Origin of the sequence: Pararhodobacter sp. (genome assembly GCF_034676545.1) — a bacterium.
Taxonomy (GTDB): domain Bacteria; phylum Pseudomonadota; class Alphaproteobacteria; order Rhodobacterales; family Rhodobacteraceae; genus Pararhodobacter.
On the sequence record NZ_JAUCBZ010000015.1, the window covers coordinates 1,226,818 to 1,242,728 of the forward strand.

Consider the following 15,911-nt stretch of genomic DNA (forward strand, 5'->3'; position numbering starts at 1 on the left):
ATACAGCGCGCGCCACCCCGCGAAAAGCGCCGCTGTAACAATTCGTAACAATTGCGAAAAATTACCGCAAAACTCCGCGGTCACGACTAAGGTAACGTGTGGCGGGTCTCGGCCCGGCTGCGCAATGGGAGGAGATTCACCGGTGACTTTGATCGCAACGCAAGGGGCGCTGCATTCTGTGCCTGCCCTTCTGGCGCGCAACGCGGCGCAGTATGGCAACTCGGCTGCCTATCGCGAAAAAGAATTTGGCATTTGGCAGTCCTGGACCTGGAAAGAGGTGTCTGACGAGGTCAAGGCGATGGCGATGGGCTTTCTGGCCCTTGGCATGAACCGTGGCGACTATGTCGCCGTTATTGGTCGCAACCGTCCCGCTCTGTATTGGGCGATGGTCGCGGCGCAATCGGTGGGCGCGATCCCGGTGCCCTTGTATCAAGACGCTGTTGCCGAAGAAATGGCCTATGTCGTCGAGCATTGCGGCGCGCGCTATGTGATTTGCGGCGATCAGGAGCAGGTCGACAAGATCATCGAAGTACAAGAGACCGTCAGCTGCGTTGAGCAGATTCTGTATCTCGACAAGCGCGGGATGCGGAAATACGACCACACCAGCATGAACTGGCTGATGGATGTCCAATCCGAAGGTCGTGCCGGTCATCAGCGTTTCTCGGGCGAACTGAAAAAGCGCACCGAGGAACTGACCTACGACAGCACCTGCGTCATGCTGTACACGTCGGGAACGACAGGCAAGCCCAAGGGCGTCGTGATGTCGAACCGCAACATCATCGAGACGGCGAAATCCTCGTCCGAATTCGACCATCTCACCCACCGCGAGGAAATTCTGGCGTACCTGCCGATGGCATGGGTCGGCGATTTCATCTTTGCGGTGGGGCAGGCGTATTGGACCGGGTTTTGCGTGAATTGCCCCGAAAGTGCGGCGACAATGTTGACCGATCTGCGCGAAATCGGGCCGACCTATTACTTTGCGCCGCCGCGCGTGTTCGAAACCATGCTGACCACCGTGATGATCCGCATGGAGGACGCCAGCCCCGCCAAGCAACGCATGTTCAAGCGTTACATGGATCACGCCCGCAAGGTTGGCGGTCTGATCCTGGACGGCAAGCCGGTGAGTGCGGGTGACAGGCTGAAATACCGCATGGGAGAGATGCTGGTCTATGGCCCGCTGAAGAATACGCTGGGCCTGTCGCGGATCCGCGTGGCCTATACGGCGGGCGAGGCGATCGGCCCCGAGATCTTCGATTTCTACCGCTCGATCGGCATCAACCTGAAGCAGCTTTACGGTCAGACCGAAGCGTCGGTGTTCGTCACCCAGCAGCCTGATGGCGAGGTGCGCTCGGATACTGTCGGCGTACCCTCGCCCGGTGTCGAGGTGCGGATCGGCGACAATGGCGAGGTGTTCTATCGCTCGCCGGGTACGTTCGTTGAGTATTACAAGAACCCCGAATCCACGGCCTCGACCAAAGACGCCGAGGGATGGGTCGCCACCGGCGATGCGGGTTTCTTCGAGGAAGGCTCCGGGCACCTGCGCATCATCGACCGCGCCAAGGACGTTGGCAAAATGGCCGATGGCCGCCTGTTCGCGCCGAAATACGTCGAGAACAAGCTGAAATTCTTCCCGAATATCCTTGAGGCGGTGGTGTTCGGCAACGGCCGCGACCGCTGCACGGCGTTTATCAACATCGACCTGACCGCCGTCGGGAACTGGGCCGAGCGCAACAACATTGCCTATTCCAGCTATCAGGAATTGGCGGGTCATCCCAGGGTGTTGGAAACGATCCAGTCGCATGTGGAAGAGGTCAACGAGAGCGTCGCGCAAGATCCGATGCTGTCGGGCTGCCAGATCCATCGGTTCCTGGTCCTGCACAAGGAACTGGATGCCGACGATGGCGAGATGACCCGGACCCGCAAGGTGCGCCGCCGCATCGTCGAGGAGAAATTCGCCGACCTGATCACCGGTCTGTATGACGGCTCACCCAAAGTCTCGACCGAGACCGAAGTGACCTATGAGGACGGCCGCAAAGGGTCGATCAAAGCCACGCTGGAACTGCGCGACGCCAAGGTGTTTGACACCAGCGCCGCGCAGAAAGTTGCAGCCGCGTGAACGTGGCACAAGGGGACAAAACGCCGATGCTGGACACGCAAAAAGACGGCTACATGACCGCTGATGGACGCCAGATAGGCCCGGTGGCGATGGAGTTGAAAAACATCACCCTGCGCTTTGGCGGGGTGATCGCGATCAAGGACATCAGCTTTGACATTCGCCACGGGGAAATCCGCGCGATCATCGGCCCGAACGGGGCTGGCAAGTCATCCATGCTGAACGTCATCTCGGGGTTCTACAACCCGCAAGAGGGCGACTTGATCTACAAGGGCTACAAGCGCCCCCCCATGCGCCCCTATCAGGTGTCGCGTATGGGCATCGCCCGTACCTTCCAGAACATCGCCTTGTTCGAGGGGATGTCGGTGCTCGACAACATCATGACCGGGCGTTTGCACCACATGAAGGCGGGCTTTCTGTCGCAGGCATTGTGGTGGGGTGCCGCCTCTCGCGAAGAGGCCAAGAACCGCGAAAGCGTCGAGAAGATCATCGACTTTCTGGAAATCCAGGCGATCCGCAAGACGCCCGTGGCGCGTCTGCCCTATGGTTTGAAAAAGCGCGTCGAGCTGGCGCGTGCCTTGGCCGCCGAGCCGCAGATCCTGCTGCTCGACGAGCCGATGGCCGGTATGAACGTCGAGGAAAAAGAGGACATGAGCCGCTTTATTCTGGACGTGAACGACGAATTCGGCACGACGATCGTGTTGATCGAGCACGACATGGGCGTGGTCATGGACCTGTCCGACCGCGTGGTGGTGATGGATTACGGCAAGAAGATTGGCGACGGTACACCCGAAGAGGTGATGAACAACCAGGACGTCATCGACGCATATCTGGGGGTTTCACATGACTGAGAGCATTCGCATTCGACTGGGGGGCAGCCATGTCTGAAACCGTCCTATTCGCCATCGAGGCCGCGCTGAACGGCCTGACCGTTGGTATCATGTATTCACTGGTTGCACTGGGCTTTGTGCTGATCTTCAAAGCGTCGGGCATCTTCAACTTTGCGCAGGGCGTGATGGCGCTGTTCGCGGCGCTGACGCTGGTCGGCTTCCAGGAAGGCGCCATCCCCTTTGCGCATCTGATCAACGCGACCTTTGGCACGTCGGTGCATCACTTCGGCTTCAACATGCCGACGATCCTTGCCATTCCGGCCACCATTGCCGTGATGGTTGGCTTTGCCTGGCTGGTCGAGCGCGTCGTGCTCAAGCATCTGGTCAACCAGGAGCCGATCATCCTGTTCATGGCGACCATCGGTCTGGCCTATTTCCTCGAGGGGTTGGGCGACATCATGTGGGGGGCCGAGGTCAAGCGTCTGGACGTCGGGCTGCCGCAAGGTGGTAACCTGTGGATCGAGGAAAACACCCAGTGGATGGGCGGTGGGAACGAGAATTTCTACGGCTTCTACATCGACACGCTGAACATCTATGCGCTTGGCATTGCGGCGATCCTGGTGACGGCGCTGGTGATTTTCTCGCAGTACACCAAGCAGGGCCGGGCGCTGCGCGCCGTGGCCGATGACCACCAGGCCGCGCTGTCGGTCGGCATCTCGCTGCGCTTCATCTGGGTGCTGACCTGGTCGATCGCCGGCATCGTGGCCCTGGTCGCGGGCATCATGTGGGGGTCCAAGTCGGGTGTGCAGTTCTCGCTGTCGCTGATCGCGCTCAAAGCCTTGCCGGTGCTCATTCTGGGCGGGTTCACCTCGATCCCCGGCGCCATTGTCGGCGGCTTGCTGATCGGTGTGGGTGAAAAGCTGTTCGACTTCTTCATGCAGCCGATCATCGGCGGCGCGACCGAAAACTGGTTCGCCTATATGTTGGCCTTGGCCTTCCTGCTGTTCCGGCCTCAGGGCCTGTTCGGCGAAAAGATCATCGAGAGGGTCTGAGACTATGCTTTACCGTGAAGCAGGCGATTTCAAATCGACCTATTCCAGCGACAACCAGACCTTTCCGATCCGGTTTGACCGCTACGCCTATTGGGCCGCCTTGGCCTTTGCCTTTCTGGTCGTGCCGTTCTTGCTGAACGACTACTGGGCGAATTCCATTGTCATCCCGCTGCTGATCTATGTGATCGCCGCCCTCGGGTTGAACCTGCTGATCGGCTATTGTGGCCAGCTCAGCCTTGGGACCGGCGCTTTCATGGCGGTCGGGGCCTATGCGACCTTCAAGATCACCATGGCTTTCCCGTGGATGCCGATTTTCGTGGTGTTCATCCTTGCCGGGCTGGTCACCGCGGTGGTCGGCGTGCTGTTCGGCCTTCCCTCGCTGAAAATCAAGGGCTTCTATCTGGCGGTGGCCACGCTGGCGGCGCAGTTCTTCCTGATCTGGCTGTTCACGCGGGTTGGCTGGTTCTTCAACCACTCGTCAACCGGCATGATTGCGATGCCTGATCGCGCAGTGTTCGGGGTCATCGTGTCGGGTGCGACGGCCAGTGTGGTCGCGGTCTACCTGACGTGTCTGGTCTTTGTCGTCGGCATGGCTTGGCTGGCCCGAAACCTGACGCGCGGCACGATTGGCCGCACCTGGATGGCAATCCGCGACATGGATATCGCCGCGGAAATCATCGGTGTGAATCCGCTGATTGCCAAATTGACGGCCTTCGCCGTGTCGTCGTTCTTTGTCGGTGTCGCCGGAGCCTTGTTCTTTGGCGTGTACCTGGGCGCTGGCGGAAGCCGGCGAGTCCTTCGGCATCAACAAGTCGTTCCTCGTGCTGTTCATGGTGATCATCGGCGGGTTGGGCTCGATCCTCGGGTCGTTCCTCGGGGCCGCGTTCCTGGTCCTGATGCCGGTTCTGCTGAAGGTCTTGCTGGTGGATACGATGGGCTGGCCCAGCGATCTTGCGCGCCATCTGGAAGTGATGATCATCGGCGCCTTGATCATCGTCGTCTTGATCGTCGAGCCGCATGGCATGGCCGCCATCTGGCGCACGATCAAAGAGAAACTACGCCTGTGGCCCTTCCCGCACTGAGCGGGCCGGGTGAAGGAATTACAACAATCGTCTACTGGGAGGAGATACCAATGAAGATGATGAAACTGGCTGCGGTTCTTGCAGCTACCGTGGTCGCGGCACCCGCCGTTGCTCAAGACCTGCATTTTCCGATGCTGAACTATCGCACCGGACCTTATGCACCGGGCGGCATTCCGTTTGCGGACGGGTATCAGGATTATCTGACCCTGATCAACGAGCGCGACGGGGGAATCGGCGGCTTGCCGATCCGCACCACCGAGTGCGAAACCGCCTATAACACCGAGCGCGGCGTCGAGTGTTATGAAGCGATCCGCGGCGACAACCCGCTGATTATCCAACCGCTGTCGACCGGCATCACCTATCAGCTGATCCCCCGCGTCACCGAAGACCATATTCCGCTGCACACGATGGGCTATGGCCGCACCTCGGCGATGGACGGCAACACCTTCCCGTGGGTGTTCAACTACCCTGCGAACTATTGGGATGGTGCCTCGGTGGCGATCAACCATCTGCTCGAGCAGAACGGTGGCTCGCTGGAAGGCAAGAAGATCGTTCTGGTCTATCACAACTCGGCCTATGGTCGCGAGCCAATCCCGACGCTGGAAAACCTGGCCGGGCGTGAGGGCTTCACCTTCCTGCCGATTGCCGTTGACCACCCCGGTCAAGAGCAAGGCTCGCAGTGGCTGCAAATCCGTCGTGAGCGTCCGGACTATGTGATCATGTATGGCTGGGGCGTGATGAACGCTGTCGCCATTCAGGAAGCCGCGAACATCCGCTTCCCGATGGAAAACTTCATCGGCATCTGGTGGTCGGGTTCGGAAAATGACGTGCTGCCCGCCGGTGCTGGTGCCGACGGTTACACGGCGCTGACCTTCCACGGCTTGGGCACCGACTATCCGCTGTACGAGCAACTTCAGGAATACGTCATTGATCGCGGTCTGGCAGCTGGCAACGGCGACCAAATCGGCTCGGCGGTGTATTCGCGTGGTCTCTATGCAGCCATGTTGGCCGTCGAGGCCGCCCGCACCGCGCAAGAGATCCACGGACACGCCCAGATCACGCCTTCTGAAATGCGTGACGGGATGGAGGCTCTGTCGATCACCGAAGAGCGTCTGGCCGAACTGGGACTGCCCGGCTTCTCGGCACCGTTCAACGTGTCGTGCGAAAACCACGGTGGTGGCGGCCAGGCGATGCTGCAGCAATGGGATGCCGACACCCAGTCCTGGAGCCTGATCACCGGTTGGATCAGCTCTGATCGGGAGCTGGTCACCACGCTGGCACTGGAAGATTCGGCTGCATTCGCTGCCGAAAACAACATCACGCCACAGTGTAACTGATCTGAAAACCCGGCAGGCGCCACAACGGCGCCTGCCACCCCAACCGCTTATTCTGACGGAACCGCACCCATGTTCGATACCGAAGCACAAGCCGAGACACTCCTAGAGGTCAACAACATCGAGGTGATTTATAATCACGTCATCCTTGTGCTGAAGGGCGTCAGTCTGACCGTTCCCAAAGGCGGCATTACGGCCCTGCTGGGCGGCAATGGCGCGGGCAAGTCCACCACGCTCAAGTCGATCTCGGGTCTGCTGAAATCCGAACGCGGCGACATCACCAAGGGCTCGATTTCCTATCGCGGCAAGCGCCTCACCGGCGAAAACCCCGCGGATCAGGTGTCGAATGGCCTTATTCAGGTGATGGAAGGCCGTCACTGCTTTGAACATCTCACCGTCGAAGAGAACCTGATGACCGGGTCCTACACCCGCACTCAGGGGCGCGCGGCGATCGCCGCCGATCTCGAGATGGTCTATGACTATTTCCCCCGCCTGCGCGAACGTCGCAAATCTCAGGCTGGCTATACCTCGGGCGGCGAGCAACAGATGGTGGCGATTGGCCGCGCGATGATGGCCCGCCCTGACATGATCTTGCTCGATGAGCCCTCGATGGGGCTGGCACCGCAATTGGTGGAGCAGATTTTCACCATCGTGAAGCGTCTCAATGAGGAGCAGGGGGTGACTTTCCTGCTGGCCGAGCAGAACACCAACGTGGCGCTGCGCTTTGCGCATACCGGCTATATTCTGGAAAACGGCCGCGTCGTGATGGAAGGTTCTGCCAAGGACCTGCGCGAAAACCCCGATGTGAAGGAATTCTATCTGGGGATGTCCGACAAGGGCCGCAAGAGCTTCCGCGACGTGCGCAGCTATCGCCGTCGCAAGCGCTGGCTGGCCTAAGCCCGCCACGCGGGCAACCTTTGACACTGTAACGAACCGCCAAAGCGGACGCGAGGGAGCGGGAGCCCCAGGATCATGACCAAGTATTTCGATGCACTGGAAACCCGCAGCGCCGACCAACGCGCCGCCGCACAAGGCGCGGCCTTGCAAGAACGCCTTGCGGGCATGACCATAGCGCTCGACGGTTGGGTCGAGGCCGCGCGCGAGGTCAAATCCGTCGCGGATCTGGTCAAGCTGCCGGTGCTGCGCAAATCCGACCTCTCCGGCTGGCAAAAGCAGCGCCCCCCGTTTGGTGGCGTTGCCGTGTCCAATGCAGCGTATTATTTCCAGTCGCCCGGCCCGATCTATGAGCCCGGCGGCCTCTCGGCGGATTGGTGGCGCATGGGGCGCTTCCTGCACGCCTGCGGCATCGGGCGCGACGATATCATCCAGAATTGCTTTTCCTATCATCTGGTCCCGGCCGGCATGATCTTTGAAAGCGGCGCGCGGGCGGTGGGGGCGGCGGTTTTGCCGGCGGGCACCGGTCAGACCGAATTGCAGGTGCGCGCGGCCAAGGATATCGGCTGCACGGCCTATGCGGGCACGCCCGATTACCTGAAGGTCATCCTCGATAAAGCCGATGAAATGGGCGAAGTACTAGGCTTTACCAAGGCCGCTGTCGGGGCCGGGGCCTTGTTTCCCAGTCTGCGCCAGCACTACGCCGATCGCGGCATTACCACCCGTCAATGTTATGCCACCGCCGATCTGGGCAACATCGCCTATGAAACCGACGCGCTGGAGGGGATGGTCATCGACGAGGGGGTGATCGTTGAAATCGTGCGCCCCGGCACCGGAACCCCTGTGCCGCATGGCGAGGTTGGCGAAGTGGTTGTCACCAGCCTGAACCCCGATTACCCGCTGATCCGCTTTGCCACCGGCGATCTGTCGGCGATCATGGACGGCACCAGCCCCTGCGGGCGCACCAATCTGCGCATCAAGGGCTGGATGGGCCGCGCCGACCAGACGACCAAGATCAAGGGTATGTTCGTGCGCCCTGAACAAGTCGCCGCCTTGGTCAGCCGCCATGAGGAGATCAGCCGCGCCCGCGTCATCGCCAGCCGCGACGGCGAGATGGACGTGATGACCGTGCAGATCGAAACCCGCGCCTCCAATCCGAAATTGTACGAAGGCACGATCCTTGATACGCTCAAATTGCGGGGCAAGGTTGAACTCGTACCCCCCGGCACGTTGCCGAATGACGGCAAGGTGATCGAGGATCTGCGCAGTTACGAGTAACCTGAGCCTCCGCGATTTACGGAGGGTTGCATGTTTGCTCGATTTCTCACGGCCACGGCGTTCTGGCTTGTCACGTTGGTGCCAGCCCAGGCGTCAACGGGCATTGCCCTGATCATCGCCAATGAAGACTATGACTCGGTGCGCGACGCACGCGGCGCAGGGGTTGTCTTGCAGTCGGTCAGACGTCTGGAGGCGGCAGGGTTCCGCGTAGAGATGGCAACCGACTTGTCATCGGCCGCCATGCAGGCCGCCATGTCGAACCTCTCGGATGCCCTGAGCAACCAAGATCACGAGCGGGTGGTGATCGTTTTTGCCGGGCACACGCTGAACGCCGCGCACGGCACCTGGCTGATGGGTACAAACGCCACACAACCCAACTATGCCTCGGTCGAGGCGCAGGGCGTGCGGCTGGCAACGATCCTCGCGCTGGCCGGGCAGCGGCAAGGCGGCGCGGTTGTCGCGATTGCGGATTATGGTTTTCCACTTGGCACTGTTGCGGGGTTCAGCGCGGGCCTGCCCACCGATCTGATGGTGCCGCAAGGGGTGTCGGTGGTGCGTGGCTCGGGGCCGGGCATCGCTGATTTCCTCAGCAGTCTGGCGCAACCGGGCGTGACGATCGGCGCGCTGGCGGCGCGGCGGGCCGATATTCAGATCGAAGGTTTCAACCCGCCCTACCTTACGTTCCTGCCTGCGGATCATCAACCGTTGGACGATGCAGATCGTGTGGCTTGGGGGCAGGCCTTGGACGCGGATACCTTGGCCTCCTACGAGGCCTATCTGGCGCAATGGCCTGACGGCGACTATGCGGCGCTGGCCCGCGCGGCGCGGGATCGCTTGCTGAACACGCCCGAACGCATCGAGGCCGCGCTGAATCTCAGCCGCAGTGAACGCCAATCGATCCAGCGCGACCTGACCATCCTCGGCTTCGAGCCGCGGGGTATCGACGGGATATTCGGCGGCGGAACCCGGTCGGCGATTGCCGCGTGGCAGGCGGCCAGCGGGCTGACCCAGACGGGCTTTCTCAACCGCGACCAGGTGTTCGAACTGGCGCAGCAAGGGGCGCGGCGTGCCGCCCAGCTCGAGGCCGAGGCGCAGGCCCGTCAAGCCGCCCTTGAGCGGCGCGACCGGGCGTTTTGGCGCGATACCGGCTCGGGTCAGGATGAGGTCGGTCTGCGCGCCTATCTGGAGCGTTTCCCCGAGGGAATCTTCGCCAGCGTCGCCCGAGACCGGCTGCAACAGATCGAGGCGGATCGCCGCGCAGCCGAGGCTGCCCGCGAGAATGCCGCCTGGAATCAGGCGCAAAATCAGGACACCGAGCAGGCCTACCTCGCCTATCTGAACGCCTTCCCGAATGGCGAGCACGCGCGTCAGGCGCAGCGCCGGATCGAGCAGCTTCGGGGCGGGATATCGGACGGCGGCGGCGGCGGTCTGCCGCCTGCGCTGGAATTCGCGGCCTGGGCGTTGGCTAGCAATGTGGATACGATCGACGGGTATCGGTCGTTCCTGAATGCGTTCCCGAACGGGTCTTTCGCGGATCAGGCGCGGCAGCGTCTGGACCAGCTTTCGCCGCCGATGTCGCCCAATGTTTCACCCCAGCAAGAAGAGGAGTCGCTCAATCTGGATCAGCGGCGCGGAGAGATGACCCGCTGGGAAATCGTGGAGCGGGAATTGGCCGGGCTGGGGTATGATCCGGGACGGGTCGATGGGTCCGTGACCCAGCAGACCCGGCAGGCGATCCAGCAGTTTCAGCAGCAAAACGGACTGCAGGTGTCGGGATATGTGACGCGGGAAACCTGGGACTCCTTGCGGGCGCAGGGTCGGGCGCGGCGCGGGAATTGAGGGGTTCCAGCCGGGGTGTCTCACGGGGGGACAGCGTGTGAGACACATGATATCAAGGGCTTGGCCTGCTGCAGTAACCCTTTGGTAATTATTCGGACGGGGTTCAGCCCGTCACCGCGCGGTCGCCAAATACGCGCCGCCCGGTGACTCGGCTGTCGCGAGGCGCTGCACCTCGGGCAGCACCTTGGACAGCGTCAGGGCGCGGCTACATCCCGCCGCGATTGGTCAGGTCCACCATGTCCTCGACCAGGGATGTTTCGTGATTCCGGAACCGCCGGACGACGTCATGGCAGCCGCTGGCCGTGGCACCGCAGTAGATCACCCGCCCCGGTGCGACGGTGACATAAACCGCAGTCGTGGCCTCTGGATCCTGACGAGGGTCGGTGTATTCCGGGTTGACGCTCCGCACGAGCATGAACACCTCGAATTGCCTGTCGTCCGACGTGATCGGGTCGAGGGCGTAACGGCTTGCTCTGGTGAACTCGGAGCATCCAACCAGCATGGTGGCGACAAGGCCCAAAGAGATAAAAACTGGTTTCATGGCGTGTCTCCCTTCTCAATTTCCAATGATGAAAGGCAGCGAGTATAGCACAGAACCACCATGAACCGGGAACGACGCCAAATACGGTCGCCAAATGCAAAAAACCGCCGCGGTTTCCCGGGCGGCCTTGCGCATGAAATCGGTTCAGATCAGCCCTGACGAGCCTTGAACTTTTTCTGGGTCTTGTTGATCACATAAACCCGGCCTTTGCGGCGCACGATCTGGCAATCACGGTGGCGCGCTTTGAGCGAGCGCAGCGAATTCTTGACCTTCATCGGTCTTCTCCTCTTCGCGGCGCGCGAGCGCCTTGAAATCTATGGCACCCCATGCGGAGTGCGGTGATCCAACCCTGTCTAGACAGGAATGGTGGGCACGACAAGGTTCGAACTTGTGACCCCTACGATGTCAACGTAGTGCTCTACCACTGAGCTACGCGCCCTGACAGTTGATCCGAGCCCGAAGGCCCCGACCACGTCAATGATGGGGTCTATAAAAGGAACCTCGGGTATGTTCAAGGGCTTTCCGTTGATAGATTTTCATCGTTATGATTGGCGATGAAGGAGCGCCGTGAATGCCGATTGCCGTCGAGATCGCTGAACCCGTGCGCGCCACCTCTGCGGTGGTGTTTGCCTCGCCACATTCGGGGCGCGTGTATCCGCAGGCATTTCTGGCGGCGGTGGCGGTGGATCCCCTTGTTTTACGGTCGTCCGAGGATGCGTATGTGGATCTGTTGCTGGCGCAGGCCCCCGATCATGGCGCGCCTCTGATCACCAGTCAGGTGCCGCGCGCCTATGTCGATTTCAACCGCGCCGCCGATGAATTGGACCCGGCGCTGGTGAACGGGGCAAAGCGCGCCGGATTGAACCCGCGAATCGCCTCGGGGCTGGGGGTCTTGGCGCGGGTGGTGGCCAATGGGCGGGCGATTTACAGCGGCAAGATCGAGATGCCCGAGGCCAAGGCGCGAATCAGCCGCTATTGGCACCCCTACCATGCGGCGCTGTCGGCCACGCTGGAGCGGCAACACCGGCGATTCGGGCAGGTGTTGCTGTGTGATGTGCATTCGATGCCGCATGAGGCGTTGAGCGGGCACGTCTCGCGCGGGGCGAGCCGTCCGGATATCGTGATCGGCGACCGCTGGGGCGCGGCCTGCGGGCCGGAAATCGCCGCCCAGGTCGAGGCTGTCTTTCGCGCGGCGGGGTTGACAGTGGCGCGCAACGCGCCGTTTGCGGGGGCCTATATCACGCAGCGCTACGGCCAGCCCGCGCAGGGGATGCATGTCATCCAGATCGAGATTGATCGGGCGCTGTATCTCGATGAGGCGCGGGTGGAGCCGTCGGCGCAGTTCCCCGAGTTTCAGCGCCTCATGGGCGGTATTGTCGCGCAGATTGCCCGCATTGATGTCGGCGGCGTGCCGTTGGAGGTGGCCGCGCAGTGATACGCGGCAGCCTGACCTGTCGGTGCCGCCGCGCGACGCGTGTCGTTCAGGTTTTCGACTTCATCGACTCGGCCTCGGCGGCCAGTTCGCGGGCGGATGCGCGCGGCACGGATTGGCCCATCATCGCCCAGAAGGCGAGGCTTTGCTCATAGTTCTGCCGCCAAAGCTTGCTCCAAAACTCCATGGCCTTGGAAAATGCGTCATAGGTTGCTTGATCTTGATTCATGTCGTCCTCCGGTTGTGGTCGGGGTTAGTATAACAGGGTTGGTGGTGCAAGGCTTGTTCTTGCGCCCCGGTGCGCGGTTTAAAGCCGATGTTCGGTGACCTCTGGCTTGCTGCGCAGAAAGGCGAGGCTCTCTGACAGATAGCCCGGCGGCAGATCGCGGCCAATCACCACAATGCGGCTGATCTTGTCGCTCTCGGGCCAATGCGACAAGGGCACCGGCGGGTGAAAGATATGCTGAACCCCGTGCAAGGCAAACGGGTGGGTCATGCCCTCGACATGCACCACACCCTTGAGGCGCAGGATATCGGCGGCGGCGGAATTCATCAGCGATTCCAGCCACAGGTCAAAGACGATGGGCGAAATCGGCTGGGCGATTTCGATGGATTGCGAGGTGATGCGCCCGTCGTGGCTGGTGGGTTTGGCACCGGCGGCAAACAGCCCGTGGCTTTGCGGCAACGACAGCGGGTTGGTCGATGTCAGCCCGCTCAAGGGGGGCAGGCTGGCCCTTTTCGGGGCGGCCGCGACCCAGGACAGGGCCTGCGCCTGACTGCTGTCCTGACGCGGTGAAACGCCGAATAACAGCGCCGGGTCGATTGCGCCGTGTTCGGCGCGCACGCGGGGCGCGCCGGGGTTGATCGCCGCGAGACGCGCCTCAAAGCGCGCCAGTTGCGCAGGCGTCGCCAGGTCGGTTTTCGTCAGGATGATCCGGTCGGCCATGGCGATTTGCTGCACCGCCTCGAAATGCTGGTCCAGGGTTCGCGCCCCGGTGGCGGCGTCGGCGGTGGTCAGCACGCCGTCCAGCGCAAAATCATAGCTCAGTTCGCCATCCATCACCAAGGTCTGCACGATGGGGCCGGGGTCGGCGATGCCGGTGGTCTCGATCACCACGCGGTCAAACGCGATCTCGCCGGCCTCGCGACGGTCGCGCAAATTGGCCAGGGTCTGCGCCAGATCGCCGCGCACCTCGCAACACAGGCACCCCGAGCGCATCAGCACCATCGCCTCGGTCGAGCTTTCGATCAGGTCGTGATCAAGCCCGATCTCGCCGAATTCATTGATCACCACGGCGGCGCGATCCATTTTCGGATCGCGCAACAGGGCGTTGAGCAGCGTGGTCTTGCCCGAGCCCAGAAAACCGGTGAGCAGGGTGACGGGAATGGGTTGGGCTGGCATGGCGGGCTCCGAGATCGGTCGTGGAATGCCTATCATTGGTGCTCCGGGTGGCCAAGGCCCGACGACACCCGCGCGGCGGTTCGTAGGGTGCGTGCTTGCACGCACCGTTCTTGGGGTTCACACGCGCAGGGCCACCCGGACCACACCGCGCAGCAAAACGCGACCAAGGCGGCCAAACAGCGGTCCCAGCAGGCCAAGCAGCGCGGTCAGCGCCGCAAACAGGCCCGCGATCACCGCCCAGACCTCATCCGCCAGCCGCACGCCCAACCGCAGGAACCGTGATTTGCCCAGCATCTCGAAGGTGCCCAGGGTGCGCGGCCCCAGGGCCTCGGCGGCACGGCCGAGTGCCGCGGCCTCGGCGGGGGTGTCGATCGCGCCCATCAGATGCAGTGCCTGGCGACTGCCCAGCCTTGCATTCAGCCGCCCCAGATCCTGCGCCACCGCAACCGCGGGCCGCAACACCGCCGGGCGCGCGACCCGCACCAGATCATCCGCGTTGCGCACGGCGGGCAGGCGCGCCCAGTCGATACCAAAGGCAAAGGCGCGCCGGAAAACCCCCAGGATCTCGGGCGCCAACCGCCCCGTGCGATGCGCCACCCGCAGCAGCGCCGCGCCGCCCTTGACCGCCAGCGAGGTGCCGCCCGTCAGCACCACCAACCCGGTGGCGGCCAGCCCGACAAAGGCGATGCCCACATCCACCTGATCGACCTCGGACCCGGCAATATAATGCCCGCCCTCGCGCGTCAGGGCGACCAGATCGCCCAGAACCGTCAGGTTCACCGCGACCCCGCAGGTCAAGGCCCCTGACACCGCGCAATCGCGCAAATCCCACGCACAGGCGGCACAGGCGACCCCGGTGGCGATCCAGCCATTGTCCTCGGCATCCAGCGCCACGCGACGCGCCACCAGATCGGCCGGCAGCGTCACGCCTTGCGCCTGCGCCAGATCCTCCAGCGCGGCGATCATCACCCAGTCGCGCGGGCTTGCGTCCAGATGATCCGACAGCCGCGCGGCCAAGGCCTCGGGCGTGGCATCGTGCAGCAGAGCGCGGTCATAAGCGGCGGACAGCTCGGACACGCCGCGATCCACGAACAGCGCCGCCGCGGGGGTCTGGCTCAGGCCCCAGAGCCACCAGCCGCTCCATGTCAGGGACAGCGCGGTGATCATGGCCATGATCGCGCGCTCGATCCAGACCGCGTTGCGGCGTCTGGGCGGTTTTCGTGCTTTGTCCATGCCGCTCGCCGCTGTGTTCCCACCCAACATGAGGCCCGGCGCGGCCCAAGACAAGCCGCGCCGGGTGTTGTTGTCCGGGCTACGCGGCGAGGTCGAAGAACAAGAGTTCAGCCGCCGTGCCTTGGTCAAGGGTCAGCGTGCCGCTGCCGTCAATCGCAAGCCCGTCACCCTTGCCCAGCGCGACCCCGTTGACGCGCAGCGCGCCATTGGCCACCTGCACCCAGGCCTTGCGCCCGGCCTTCACGTCGGTGCGGATGCTCTGATCGCCGTCCAGCGTTGCCGCATAGACGCTGGCGTTGGCTTGGGTTTTCATCGAGCCGTCGCGGCCATCGGGCGACAGGAACAGTTTCAGCGCGCCACTTTTTTCCGCGTCCGACAGATAGATCGTGTCATAGGTTGGCGGGGTGTTGGCCTTTTCGGGCAGCAACCAGACCTGCAGGAAGCGCATTTCATCGGTCGCCGAAGGGTTGAACTCGGAATGCGTCACGCCCGACCCGGCGCTCATGTATTGCACGCCGCCCGCGCTGACCACCGAGCCATTGCCCAGCGAATCCTTGTGCTCCAGCGCGCCGCCCAGAACATACGAGAAAATCTCGGCGTTCTTGTGCGGGTGGCGTCCGAACCCCTGACCACCGGCAACCAGATCATCGTTGATGACGCGCAGATTGCCGAACCCCATATGCGCGGGGTCATAGTAGTTGCCAAAGCTGAAGCTATGCGCGGATTTGAGCCAGCCGAAATCGGCTTTGCCACGTTCGGCGGCGGGGCGCAGGGTCAGCGTCAGGCCGTCCTGCCGGGTGGTGTCGTGTTGGATCGTCATGGTGTAAATCCTTTCCGGGTGTCGGGTCTGCGGCGCGCGTGCGTCAGGCGCAGACCCTTGC

The 15,911-nt window shown here is 62.6% G+C and carries 14 protein-coding genes, 1 tRNA gene and 1 pseudogene; 9 read left to right on the forward strand and 7 right to left on the reverse strand.

Features of this window, described 5'->3' with window-relative positions; translation table 11 throughout:
• Positions 1-151: 151 nt before the first annotated feature.
• From VDQ28_RS09435 to VDQ28_RS09470, 8 genes and pseudogenes are all read left to right on the forward strand, one after another.
• Positions 152-2,116 carry an AMP-binding protein gene (locus VDQ28_RS09435; RefSeq protein ID WP_323038097.1) on the forward strand — a complete coding sequence of 655 codons (1,965 nt, stop codon included), beginning with the start codon at positions 152-154 and terminating at the stop codon, positions 2,114-2,116.
• 26 nt (positions 2,117-2,142) lie between these two features.
• The gene (locus VDQ28_RS09440; protein ID WP_323035702.1) at positions 2,143-2,964 is read left to right on the forward strand and encodes an ABC transporter ATP-binding protein; all 822 of its coding nucleotides are present in this window, start codon (positions 2,143-2,145) and stop codon (positions 2,962-2,964) included.
• A 29-nt stretch (positions 2,965-2,993) separates the two neighbouring features.
• A complete protein-coding gene (locus VDQ28_RS09445) occupies positions 2,994-3,995 on the forward strand; it encodes a branched-chain amino acid ABC transporter permease (RefSeq protein WP_323035703.1) in 1,002 nt (333 codons plus the stop codon).
• A 4-nt stretch (positions 3,996-3,999) separates the two neighbouring features.
• A pseudogene (locus VDQ28_RS09450) lies at positions 4,000-5,077 on the forward strand (branched-chain amino acid ABC transporter permease).
• A 50-nt stretch (positions 5,078-5,127) separates the two neighbouring features.
• Positions 5,128-6,414 (forward strand): ABC transporter substrate-binding protein, encoded by a 1,287-nt coding sequence (locus VDQ28_RS09455; protein ID WP_323035704.1) that lies wholly within the window; start codon positions 5,128-5,130, stop codon positions 6,412-6,414.
• A 69-nt stretch (positions 6,415-6,483) separates the two neighbouring features.
• Positions 6,484-7,308, forward strand: a complete 825-nt coding sequence (locus VDQ28_RS09460; RefSeq protein WP_323035705.1) for an ABC transporter ATP-binding protein — start codon at positions 6,484-6,486, stop codon at positions 7,306-7,308.
• Positions 7,309-7,383: 75 nt separating this feature from the next.
• A complete protein-coding gene (locus VDQ28_RS09465) occupies positions 7,384-8,583 on the forward strand; it encodes a phenylacetate--CoA ligase family protein (protein WP_323035706.1) in 1,200 nt (399 codons plus the stop codon).
• Positions 8,584-8,613: 30 nt separating this feature from the next.
• Complete coding sequence (locus tag VDQ28_RS09470; RefSeq protein WP_323035707.1) at positions 8,614-10,422, forward strand: peptidoglycan-binding protein; 1,809 nt, start codon at positions 8,614-8,616, stop codon at positions 10,420-10,422.
• Positions 10,423-10,627: 205 nt separating this feature from the next.
• Here the strand turns inward: VDQ28_RS09470 and VDQ28_RS09475 are convergent, their stop codons facing one another.
• The 3 genes from VDQ28_RS09475 to VDQ28_RS09485 all read right to left on the reverse strand — a co-directional run bounded on the left by VDQ28_RS09475 (position 10,628) and on the right by VDQ28_RS09485 (position 11,402).
• Complete coding sequence (locus VDQ28_RS09475) at positions 10,628-10,963, reverse strand: hypothetical protein (protein ID WP_323035708.1); 336 nt, start codon at positions 10,961-10,963, stop codon at positions 10,628-10,630.
• 149 nt (positions 10,964-11,112) lie between these two features.
• On the reverse strand, positions 11,113-11,238 hold the full coding sequence (ykgO, locus tag VDQ28_RS09480; protein ID WP_323035709.1) for a type B 50S ribosomal protein L36: 126 nt from the start codon (positions 11,236-11,238) through the stop codon (positions 11,113-11,115).
• An 89-nt stretch (positions 11,239-11,327) separates the two neighbouring features.
• Positions 11,328-11,402 (reverse strand) — tRNA-Val (locus tag VDQ28_RS09485).
• Between the two features lie 132 nt (positions 11,403-11,534).
• Here VDQ28_RS09485 and VDQ28_RS09490 point away from each other — a divergent pair.
• Positions 11,535-12,398 (forward strand): N-formylglutamate amidohydrolase, encoded by an 864-nt coding sequence (locus VDQ28_RS09490; RefSeq protein ID WP_323035710.1) that lies wholly within the window; start codon positions 11,535-11,537, stop codon positions 12,396-12,398.
• 46 nt (positions 12,399-12,444) lie between these two features.
• Here the strand turns inward: VDQ28_RS09490 and VDQ28_RS09495 are convergent, their stop codons facing one another.
• From VDQ28_RS09495 to VDQ28_RS09510, 4 genes are all read right to left on the reverse strand, one after another.
• Complete coding sequence (locus tag VDQ28_RS09495; protein ID WP_323035711.1) at positions 12,445-12,624, reverse strand: hypothetical protein; 180 nt, start codon at positions 12,622-12,624, stop codon at positions 12,445-12,447.
• 78 nt (positions 12,625-12,702) lie between these two features.
• Positions 12,703-13,797, reverse strand: a complete 1,095-nt coding sequence (locus VDQ28_RS09500; RefSeq protein ID WP_323035712.1) for a GTP-binding protein — start codon at positions 13,795-13,797, stop codon at positions 12,703-12,705.
• Between the two features lie 117 nt (positions 13,798-13,914).
• On the reverse strand, positions 13,915-15,030 hold the full coding sequence (locus tag VDQ28_RS09505; RefSeq protein WP_323035713.1) for a hypothetical protein: 1,116 nt from the start codon (positions 15,028-15,030) through the stop codon (positions 13,915-13,917).
• Positions 15,031-15,109: 79 nt separating this feature from the next.
• Complete coding sequence (locus tag VDQ28_RS09510; RefSeq protein ID WP_323035714.1) at positions 15,110-15,850, reverse strand: pirin family protein; 741 nt, start codon at positions 15,848-15,850, stop codon at positions 15,110-15,112.
• Positions 15,851-15,911: the final 61 nt, after the last annotated feature.